This is a genomic window from Novosphingobium mathurense (genome assembly GCF_900168325.1).
Classification (GTDB): domain Bacteria; phylum Pseudomonadota; class Alphaproteobacteria; order Sphingomonadales; family Sphingomonadaceae; genus Novosphingobium; species Novosphingobium mathurense.
Map to the genome: position 1 here is coordinate 1 of NZ_FVZE01000025.1, position 8975 is coordinate 8975.

General features: G+C 67.4%; 7 protein-coding genes. 1 reads left to right on the plus strand and 6 read right to left on the minus strand.

Annotated features, from left to right (window positions below; translation table 11 throughout):
* Positions 1–483: 483 nt before the first annotated feature.
* The gene (locus B5483_RS22470) at positions 484–825 is read right to left on the minus strand and encodes a tRNA-binding protein (protein ID WP_079732123.1); all 342 of its coding nucleotides are present in this window, start codon (positions 823–825) and stop codon (positions 484–486) included.
* The gene (locus B5483_RS22475) at positions 822–1817 is read right to left on the minus strand and encodes a DMT family transporter (RefSeq protein ID WP_079732124.1); all 996 of its coding nucleotides are present in this window, start codon (positions 1815–1817) and stop codon (positions 822–824) included. Before B5483_RS22475 ends, B5483_RS22470 begins: the two co-directional genes overlap by 4 nt.
* 92 nt (positions 1818–1909) lie before the next feature.
* On the opposite strand from B5483_RS22475, the gene B5483_RS22480 reads away from it, so the two are divergent.
* A complete protein-coding gene (locus B5483_RS22480) occupies positions 1910–2407 on the plus strand; it encodes an Lrp/AsnC family transcriptional regulator (RefSeq protein WP_079732125.1) in 498 nt (165 codons plus the stop codon).
* Between the two features lie 33 nt (positions 2408–2440).
* On the opposite strand, the gene B5483_RS22485 is transcribed toward B5483_RS22480, so the two are convergent.
* From B5483_RS22485 to B5483_RS22500, 4 genes are all read right to left on the minus strand, one after another.
* Positions 2441–3313, minus strand: coding sequence for an ArdC family protein (locus tag B5483_RS22485; RefSeq protein WP_079732126.1), 873 nt, complete (start codon positions 3311–3313; stop codon positions 2441–2443).
* 169 nt (positions 3314–3482) lie between these two features.
* Positions 3483–5645: an integrase gene (locus B5483_RS22490; RefSeq protein WP_079732127.1), complete on the minus strand. Its 2163-nt coding sequence runs from the start codon at positions 5643–5645 to the stop codon at positions 3483–3485.
* Positions 5642–7429 carry a hypothetical protein gene (locus tag B5483_RS22495; RefSeq protein ID WP_079732128.1) on the minus strand — a complete coding sequence of 596 codons (1788 nt, stop codon included), beginning with the start codon at positions 7427–7429 and terminating at the stop codon, positions 5642–5644. Before B5483_RS22495 ends, B5483_RS22490 begins: the two co-directional genes overlap by 4 nt.
* Positions 7426–8775: a tyrosine-type recombinase/integrase gene (locus B5483_RS22500; RefSeq protein WP_079732129.1), complete on the minus strand. Its 1350-nt coding sequence runs from the start codon at positions 8773–8775 to the stop codon at positions 7426–7428. Before B5483_RS22500 ends, B5483_RS22495 begins: the two co-directional genes overlap by 4 nt.
* Positions 8776–8975: the final 200 nt, after the last annotated feature.

The following is an 8975-nucleotide window of genomic DNA, read 5'->3' on the forward strand; positions in this document are numbered from 1 at the left end:
TCGGCGACATATCCTGACAGTCCAGCCCCAATCGGGACCGAGGGAGAGAAAAACATCGTCTGCCTCTAATCCTGCCCAAAACCACATGCCCCCGGCGCAGCGGGGGGTGGGCGGCGAGAGCGACTGGAGAGGCCCGTTCAAGCGGCGGGCTGCACCCGCAGGGGCGGAATGAAATGGAGCAGCCCGGCGAAGCCGAGGGCTTGCAGCGCGACGCGACGGGCCTAGCAGGGAGCGCCGACCACCTCCCGCGTCGCCGGGAGGCCCGACGAATTACGCCGCCGCGTCAGCGGCGACCACAGCAATTTGCGATCAACCTGCACCATGGCGGCGTTGACGGCACTGGCGCGCGCAGCGCATCAACGCACGTCCGGGTTGAGTGAAATTGCTCAAGGTGCAATCCGGCACCCTCGAATAAGCAGCGGACGTTGTGCAAGCATAGCTGCGGTGCTCTGACCAATTGCGGAAGCGCTGGGTCTTTCGCCTTCAGAATAGCCGCGCCCCGTTCGGCACAGGTCGTTCGGGCCTCACGAGCACAACCGACCCCGCCTCGTCGGAAAAGCCTAGCGTCAGCACCTCGGAAAGGAACGGACCGATGCGCCGCGCTGGCAGGTTGACCACACATACGACCTGCCGTCCGACCAGCGTCTCGCGCCGGTAGAGGTCCGTCACCTGCGCGCTCGACCGCTTCGTGCCGATCTCCGGACCCAGGTCGATCGTCAGCTTCCACGAGGGCCGGCGCGCCTCTGGAAAGTCGGCGACCTCGACAATCGTGCCGGCGCGTACGTCGATCGCGGCGAACTGGTCGAGGGTAATGACGCCGGTCATGCGAGCTGCTCGCCGGTGACAGACTGCGACGGTGCGGCGTCGCGAGGGTGGCGCCGATGGGCGGCGATGCAGCTCAGCACGCTCGCCACCACCAGCACGAACGCGGCGACCTCCAGCGGCAACGGCAGGCGTTGCTCCCACAGGAAGCCGTAGAGGAGCGCGAAAAGCGTTTCGAACAGGATCATCTGCCCGACCATCGTCAGCGGCAGCAGCCGCGACATGCGATTCCACAGCGCATTACCCATGATCGAGGCGGCGACCGCGACCGCGACTGACACGCCGGCGAACTGCGCCCATGCGATGCCGGCGTGGCGGATCGGTTCGAAGGCGAGGCTGACCGGGATCAGGAAAAGGGCCTGCGCCCCGGTCACGAGTCCGGTCAGCAGGTTCCAGTCGTGGATCGACACCTGATCGAGACGGGTAAGGCAGCGGGCGTTGCCGACCGCATAGGCGGTCCAGGCCATCAACGCGCCGATGGCGCAGGCGAGTCCGACGAGCTGCCGCCCCGCATCCCCCGATGCGGGCGCGGTGATCGCTTGCCAGCCTATGCACATCGCGCCGGCGGCGCAGAGCAGCAGGGACGGCACAAGCTTCGCGAGCGGTACCGCACCGTGATCGCGGCTGCCGATGATCGTCACCGCGACTGGCAGGAAGCCAATGACGAGCGAGGTCATAGCGATCCCGCCCGTTTGCACCGCGGTCGAGAGCAGGACGTAGTAGAGCGTGTTGCCGGCCAGCGAGAGCCAGGCGAGCGCGATCCAATCGCGCCGACTTATCGAGGCCGCGAGCCCCCGCCAGCGCGGCGCGATCAACGTGGCGGCGATGACGCCGTAGGCTAGATAGCGGCCGATCGCGAGCTGGAGCGGGGTGAAGTCACGGACCAGCTCCGGGGCGAGGAATACCAACCCCCACAGCGCGCCGGCGCCCATGCCGCAGGCTATCCCGAGCGCGGTCCGGTTGTCGTTGGCATTGCCGGCAGATGCTGTGTGCATGGTTGATCCTCGCTATTCCCGCAGGATCATATCATCGTCGGGGCGAGCGAAGTGCGCTTGCTATGTCGCCTCGATGCAACAATTACTCACGCATGACCCGCGCATCCTCCTCCCGCCGTCCCACGCTCGACGGCTTCGATCGTGCCATCCTCCGTGTCGTCCAGCAGGACGCCAAGACGCCGCAGCGGACGATCGCGGAGCGGGTCAACCTGTCGCCGGCCGCCGTACAGCGTAGAGTTGCGGCGATGGAGGACGCGGGGATCATTACCCGCAACGTCGCGATCGTGGACACCGCCGCGCTCGGCATGGCGATTACTTCGATCGTCGAGGTTCACCTGACCGATGAGCGCACCGCCACCGTCGATGCGGCCAAGGCACTGTTCCGCGACGCGCCCGAGGTCCAGCAATGCTACTATGTCACCGGCGGGATCAGCTTCGTGCTGGTGATCGTGTCGCCTGACATGATGGCCTACGAGGCGACGACGCGGCGCTTGTTCGCAGAGAATCCGGCTGTCGCGACCTTCCGGAGTCTCATTGCGCTCGACCGCGTTAAAGTGGGCGCGGAAATCGAGATATTGCCGAAAGGCTGACCTCGCATCTCCGAACCCCCTCTGGGAGGGCATTTATCGCCCAGACTGCTGGGCGTGCATCCAATCGGCGGCGGCTTGTGCCTTGCTCGCCGCGGTGAAGATCGCCCGGGGCTCGTCCTTGAGCAGTTGTAGCCAGGAGGCGATGTAGGCCGCGTGATCGGTTCGCGGCTCGTGCGCGATCCCGAGATCGGCGAGCAGGAACGATGCGGTCAGCTCGGCGGTCGCTTCCTCCATCGCGAGCGCGTGCCTGGTCCACTTGGCGCTGAAATCGCGGTCGAGCCGATGGGCCGCGCCACTGGCATGGGCTGCCTCGTGAATATGGGTGGCGTAGAATCCGTGCGCGTCTTGGAACGAACTGAAATCCGGCATGTGGATGCGGTCTTCGGCGATGTGATAATAGGCGCTGGCCGAGCCGTAGACGATATCGATGCCGAGCGCGGCGATAAAGGCTTCGGCGGCGGCGAGGCGTTCGCTATCGGGCAGGTCCGGCCCCGGTTCGGGCGCATAGCCATCGACCTGATCGGCGTTGAACAGGCTGAATGCCTTGGCGAAAAGCCGTCGATGGTCACCATCTTCGTCGCTGGCTTCGTCGCCCTTCGCGCGAACCTCCTTCCAGAGGACGCCGAGGCTGGCGTGCTCGCCCTTGCGGACCTGCGCGCCGAGCGCCTGCCACTGGCGATAGGTGCCCCAGACCCCGCTCGCATAGCCGCTGCCATAGGCGGCCGCCCAGAGCGAGACCGTATTTATGCCGCGATAGGGCTTGCCGCTGGCTATGTTGGTCGGGCGGGTGACGTCGGCGCCGGAATGGTGCCACGGCATGCGCCAGGTGCCGGTGCCGGCTTCGATGGCGTCGACGATCGCTTGCGTGACGCGAGCGTAGACGTCTGAGCGTGGTGAGGGTGACATGATCTGTTCTCCGTTCTCGCGCCGGGGACCATCCCCGGCGGCGGAGGTCCGTTCGCGCCGGGCACAGGGGGGCTCGCGCACCCGTCAGGGCCGCAGTGAAGCGAAGGACGGCGAAGCCGTTGCGCGAGCGCGCCGACCGGCGCAGGACTCCGCCAGCAGCCGGGGTGGTCTACGGCGCGGGAGGATCGATCTCGGCAATCACCACGGTCAGGCGGTCAAGCTCGCGCTGGAGCGCCTGACGCTGGAGATCGGAGATGCGCCGTTCGCGTAAGTGCGCCCTGGCATCGGCCGCCGCGCGTTCCCAGGCCGGCCTGTGGCGGGCGGTGATGCAGGCGTTGGGACAGCGGGTCGGCTCGCACAGGGCGGTGAGCGGCTGTACCGGATCGGGGGTCGTCACGCGCTTGAGGCAAAGCGCGGTTGCAGGATCGAAGAAGCAATCCGCGAGCGGGCCGACATGGAAGGTGCACGCGACGCTGGCGAGCATGACGCGCAGGCGGGCGCGATCGGCGATCATGACGGGCAATGGCCCGAGCTTGACGGCGGCATCGTCGAGCGTCCGCGCGATACGCGGTCCCGCCGGACCGCCGAGCGATGCGCCGCCCTGACGCCGGTCGAAATAGTCCAGCAGATCGTCAATCTGACCGAGCCGGCGCTGCTCCTCGACCTCAGCGCGAAACCCCGATGCGCTGGTCCCGGCATAGCCTTCGAACGCGGCGACCGAGGCATGCTTATACTGGATCATGCCGGCGATGGTGCCGAACGGACGGTTAGCGATGTGCCACGCGATAGTGCGCCGGAACTGCCGCGTCGTGATGCGCCACGGCTTGCCATCGGGACCGGGCGGGATGACCGGCATATCGGGGCTGCCGAAGGCGGTGTTGAGGTGATCGCGGAAGGTGTTGAGCTGACGGACCACCTCGCTCGACAGATGCGTCTTGGAGACGGTGCTCACGCGCAGCACCGGCCAGAGCGTATCGCTGCCGCTGGCGCGCGCCGGCCCTGCCGACAGGCGTTCGAGCACTATGATCGCATCGGCGACCGGCTCGATCGTCACCCAGCTTGCCGCCTCGCCCACCGCCGCGCGGCGCTTGTAGATGGTCGACCGGATACGATGGCGCTCGATCAGGCCGTCCTCGCTGCGCGCGATAGAGAGACACCCGCGCCGCATCGCCTGCACCTCGCAGTCGCGCATGCCGGTCAGGTAGGCGCACACGATATAGGCGGCCGCCTGGAGCATCCGTTCCTCGTGTGCGAGAGTCTTCGCATCGAAGCGCTCGCGCCACGGCCGACCGCTGTCGGGATCGATCGAGATCGGCGTGTCCATGCCGCCGACCTCTACCCCCAGCTCGGCCGCCACTGCGTCGATCAACCTCGCTTCACCGCCGGTCAGCAGGAGATGCGCGCCTGGCTCGGCCTGCACGTCGATCCCGGCATGGAGATGCAGGAGATGGGCGTTGATCGGTGGGGTCACGGCGCCGGTGTTGGGGTCGACGCGCAGCTTGCCGTTATGAGCGGTGCCCCAGATCGGTGCGCCGCGCCCCTCGCGGCGGCGGCGACCGAAATAAGCCTTCAGGCGGGTGCGGCGACGTTGCCGGCGATCAGCATCTGGAAGGCCGGCGTCGGCGGCGGCAAGACGATCCCGGCGCGCTTCGAGCCGCGCAAGCTCGCGGCGGGCGGCGAGGATATCGTCTGCGAACATGGTGACGTAGCGCAACGACCAGGCGAGTAGCGCGGCGATGACCTCTTCCGGGAACCGCGGCGTACGGTTCTCCCGGACATGGCGGTAGCCCGCAACGCGGGCGGGCGCCTGTCCGGCCCAAGGCTCGAATGCAAGGCCGCCGCCAGGCAAGTGATCACGATAATGATAGAGATCGGAGACCACTTCGAGAAGGTGACCGACGATGACGGGTCGCCGGGCCGGATCGGCCCGAAGGTGCCGGACATAGGCATTGGCCAAAGCCTGATCGACGCGATTAAGATCGAGCCGTCCAAGCTGCTCCCGTGCGAACGCGAAGAACCGGCGTGCACGGTTGAATGCCTGGCGGATGCTCGCTGGTGGCAGCTTCGGGCGATAGCCCGGAAGATCGACGTTGAGACGGGCGTAGAGATAAGCACGCATCGCCGCCTGCACATCGGCATGTTCGAGCACGTCGAAATGCACGGTGACGTGGCAGCGCCGGGCGTTCTCGCGGAATACGGCGGGACCGAGATCCCAGCTCGGATCGCCGACGCGCGATAGCTCCTCGCGGGCGTGGCCATCCTTGAGCGGCGCGCTCGCCAGTACGGGGCGATCGTCGAAGGCGAGCGCCTGGGCATGGGCGGGCGTGGTCATGCGCGGGCCTCCGGCGGCAGATAAAGCCGCTCGCTCTCCACCTGCCGGCGCGCATCAGCGACAACGGCATCGGAGAAGGCCGGCAGAACCTGGACGGTGATGCGAGCATGGACGCGGCCGAACTTGGCCGCCCAGTCGCTCGCCGGCAGGCTCGATCGCTGCTCTTCGACGAATGCGAGGAAGGCGAGGATCGCGGGGAGCTTGCGCGCGGTGATGACCGCGTTGGGACAATCAAGGCAGCCCCAGAAGGGCTGCGCGCAGGGTGATCCGGCCACGGCGAAGGGACTGTTGTGGAAGCCAGCGCAGGCGGCGAGCCAGACATCCTGTTCGCCGTCGAGCAACGGACTCACGGTATCGGGCGGCATCAGCGGCGCGGCCTGTTCGGGTGCTTCGCGCAGCGCCTGCTCGGCGGTGGGCGGAAGCACGGTCGGCATCGCGGCGGCGACTGCTGCGCGAAACGCCTCGGCGACGGCCGTCTCGTGCAGGGGCCGGAGCGACGGCAGATCGGCATAGTGGCGCGCCGCCACCTCGCGCGAGTGGCCGACCGCGAAGCGCGTCATATGCCCCTCGGTCTTGGTGTACCATAGCGCCTTGTGGGTCTTGCGCAGCCGGGAAAGCAGCAGGTGGAGCGGCTTGCCGTCGTCGTCGACAATAGCATGCTGCGCTACCCAGGCAGCGATCCGCTCCTTCGGATGAGCGATACCTGCCCGCAGGCCGCCAGCGTTGTGGTAAACCCAAAGATGATCGTCGTTCAGATGCTTGCGGGTAGTCGCCGTGACCTCGATCAGGCGACGAATAAGACCGCCAGGCGTGCCACCCCCGCCGTCGCGGATGCGCATGCTCTTGTGCTCGGCGCCGCGGGCGCGGCGCTTGAGATAGCGCAGCTCCACCGTGCCGGCATGCGGGTTGGTGAGACAATCTATGGTCAGCGCCTTCAGGCACTCGGGCTCGAGGCCGGTATCGAGCGTCAGCAGCACGAGCAGCGCCGGCAGGTCGCGCGCGAGCAAGTGATACCGGCCATGAAGATCGTCGATGAGCGTGCTGAACGGCAGGCCGCGCCGCAAGCGCATGAAATAGAGTGCTCGCACCTCGCGCCGGTCTGTCGGGATCGCTCCATGCCGCGCGATGATCGCTTCGACATCGGCGCGCGCCCTGGAGATGACCGGGTCGCCCTCATCGGTGCGGTCGTCTGCGCCGAGACGGCGGAACATCGCTTCGACATCGGCCCTCGCGGCGTCGCGCAACGCGCGGGCGACGAAGGGGCTATAAGCATCGCGCGGGGTCGAGCGGCCCGCCGATGTGGCCAGCGTGTAGCGCAGCCGCTCATGCAGGTCGGGCGCGATCCGATCGGGCCGGTCTGCCTCGATCGCGCGCAATGTGTTGACGATCTTGCCGACCGATATGTGCCGGTGGATCGCGCCCATCCCGCGCTCTTCGAGCGCGGAGGCGAACCCATCGATATGGACTGCGCGCAGGTCGCTGACGCCGGTCACCTCCGGCGCACCATCGCCAAGCCAGGCGAAGAAGTGACGATAGACCTGCACATACTGCTTGATGACGCTGGCCGCACCGATGGGGCCGCCGAGCGCTGCTGATCGACGCAGCGCGCCGGCGAAGGCGATCGCGAGTGGTCGGGGGTCGAGCCCGATCATATCGACCAGGACCGTTCCGCCATGCCGCGCCTCGATGGTGAACTTGAGGCCGAGCACCGCATCGGGCTTCTGTGGCTCCGGCGTGATCGGCGCGAAGGCGACAGGCCGGCCCTTACGGGGATGCCCGCTCATACGCTCTGCGGCCCCGGCAGCAACGCCAGCAGCTCCTCGACGGCCGCGTCCACCGTATCGGCACGGGTCGCAATATGATCGAGGTAGATATAGGTGGTGGTGAGGCTCGCGTGACCGAGCAGGCGTTGCACCTGTTGCAGCGGGTCGCCGAGGATCAGCCGGTAGCTCTCCACCGGCCCCATCGGCAATGCGGCTTCGCGCAGCCGCTGCTGGATCAGCAAGGCGAGCATATGGACTGCGAATGTGTGGCGAAGCTGGTGCGGGCTGATAGACAGCGGGAAGCCGTTCTCCTCGCACCGCTTGCAGGCGCGGGTGAAGACCACCTCCCACGAGTTGGGGCGGACAGGCTGCCCGACCTCGGTCAGCCACAGCGCCGCCGGCTCGCGGGGCGGTCCATCCTCGTCGCACAGGATCAGGCGGCATCGTTCCTCCGGGGTGCAGACATCGCGCATGCGGTCGAGACCGGCGCGGGTAACAAGGATCGGTCGTTCGAGCTTGGTCGCGCCCTGGCGCGCGTCGAACTTGGCCACGCCCGCGGCGCGTTCGACGGCGACATAGGCGGCGATCTGACGAAGAAGCCGGCGTGGGACCAGAACGCTGCGTCCCCGGTCGCCCTTGGTGAGCGGCGGCGGGAGAGGTAGCCAAAGTTGTTGGGCGTCACCGTCGGCGCGGTCGATCGCCGCGAGTTCGGCGGTAAGCAAGCCCGACGCCTCTTCGAGGCGCAGACCGGTGGTGACGAGAAGATCGGCGAACAGCGCGTTGCGCAGCCCGTTCCGATCGCGAGCGCCGGGGCGTTCGGTGCCGTCAGGGGTGAGCCCGCGCAGGCCGACCTCGCGGAAAATACGATAGTCGTCCATCGTGACGAACCGGACATCCGATCGCCTGGCGACACGTTCATAGGCGTCATTACGCGCCGCGATCATGCCGCGACGGCCACCATGCGCCGGTCGCGACACGGCGCGGCGGCTGAACGGCGCGTCGGTGATCAGTCCGTGCTGCTCACCCCAGCGGTAAAGGCGATCGAGACTGGCGACGGCGCGGTTCCAGCTTACCGCCGTTATCCGGTGATCGGCCTCGTCGCGGCGTCGCTCACGATGATAGGCGTCGACATCGTCGCGGGTCGCAGCCCACACGGTCTTGCCGCAGGCATCGAGAAAGCGGACCCAGACTACGACATCATAGGCATAGGCGCGAAGCGAGTGCCGCGAGCGGACGCCCGACAGCGGCAGGTCGAGAAAGAAGCGATCCAGATCAGGATCATAGAGCGCGTCGTCGCGCAGGATCAGCGGCACATGCGCATCGAGGCCCTTGGCCTCGCGGCGCTCGCAAACAGTAATGATCGACACCGGCGCGAAACCCTCCCCCCGGACCCCCCACCCGGAAGCTGACCTTCACACCGATGCGCGCTATGGCCCGGCAGTAATCAGGCTGGCCTCCGCCAGCTCTTGGGTCAGCGCTACGGCCAGCCTGATTACTGCCTACCGTGGGCGTCCATCGCCGACCTTACTGCAATGTTGCGGGCGGCGCAGACTGTCCAGATAAGGCG

What these genes read in the sequence shown, in the direction of transcription:
- B5483_RS22470 (WP_079732123.1), bottom strand. Translation starts at nt 825, where the DNA reads ATGACCGGCGTCATTACCCTCGACCAGTTCGCCGCGATCGACGTACGC.
- B5483_RS22475 (WP_079732124.1), bottom strand. Translation starts at nt 1,817, where the DNA reads ATGCACACAGCATCTGCCGGCAATGCCAACGACAACCGGACCGCGCTC.
- B5483_RS22480 (WP_079732125.1), top strand. Translation starts at nt 1,910, where the DNA reads ATGACCCGCGCATCCTCCTCCCGCCGTCCCACGCTCGACGGCTTCGAT.
- B5483_RS22485 (WP_079732126.1), bottom strand. Translation starts at nt 3,313, where the DNA reads ATGTCACCCTCACCACGCTCAGACGTCTACGCTCGCGTCACGCAAGCG.
- B5483_RS22490 (WP_079732127.1), bottom strand. Translation starts at nt 5,645, where the DNA reads ATGACCACGCCCGCCCATGCCCAGGCGCTCGCCTTCGACGATCGCCCC.
- B5483_RS22495 (WP_079732128.1), bottom strand. Translation starts at nt 7,429, where the DNA reads ATGAGCGGGCATCCCCGTAAGGGCCGGCCTGTCGCCTTCGCGCCGATC.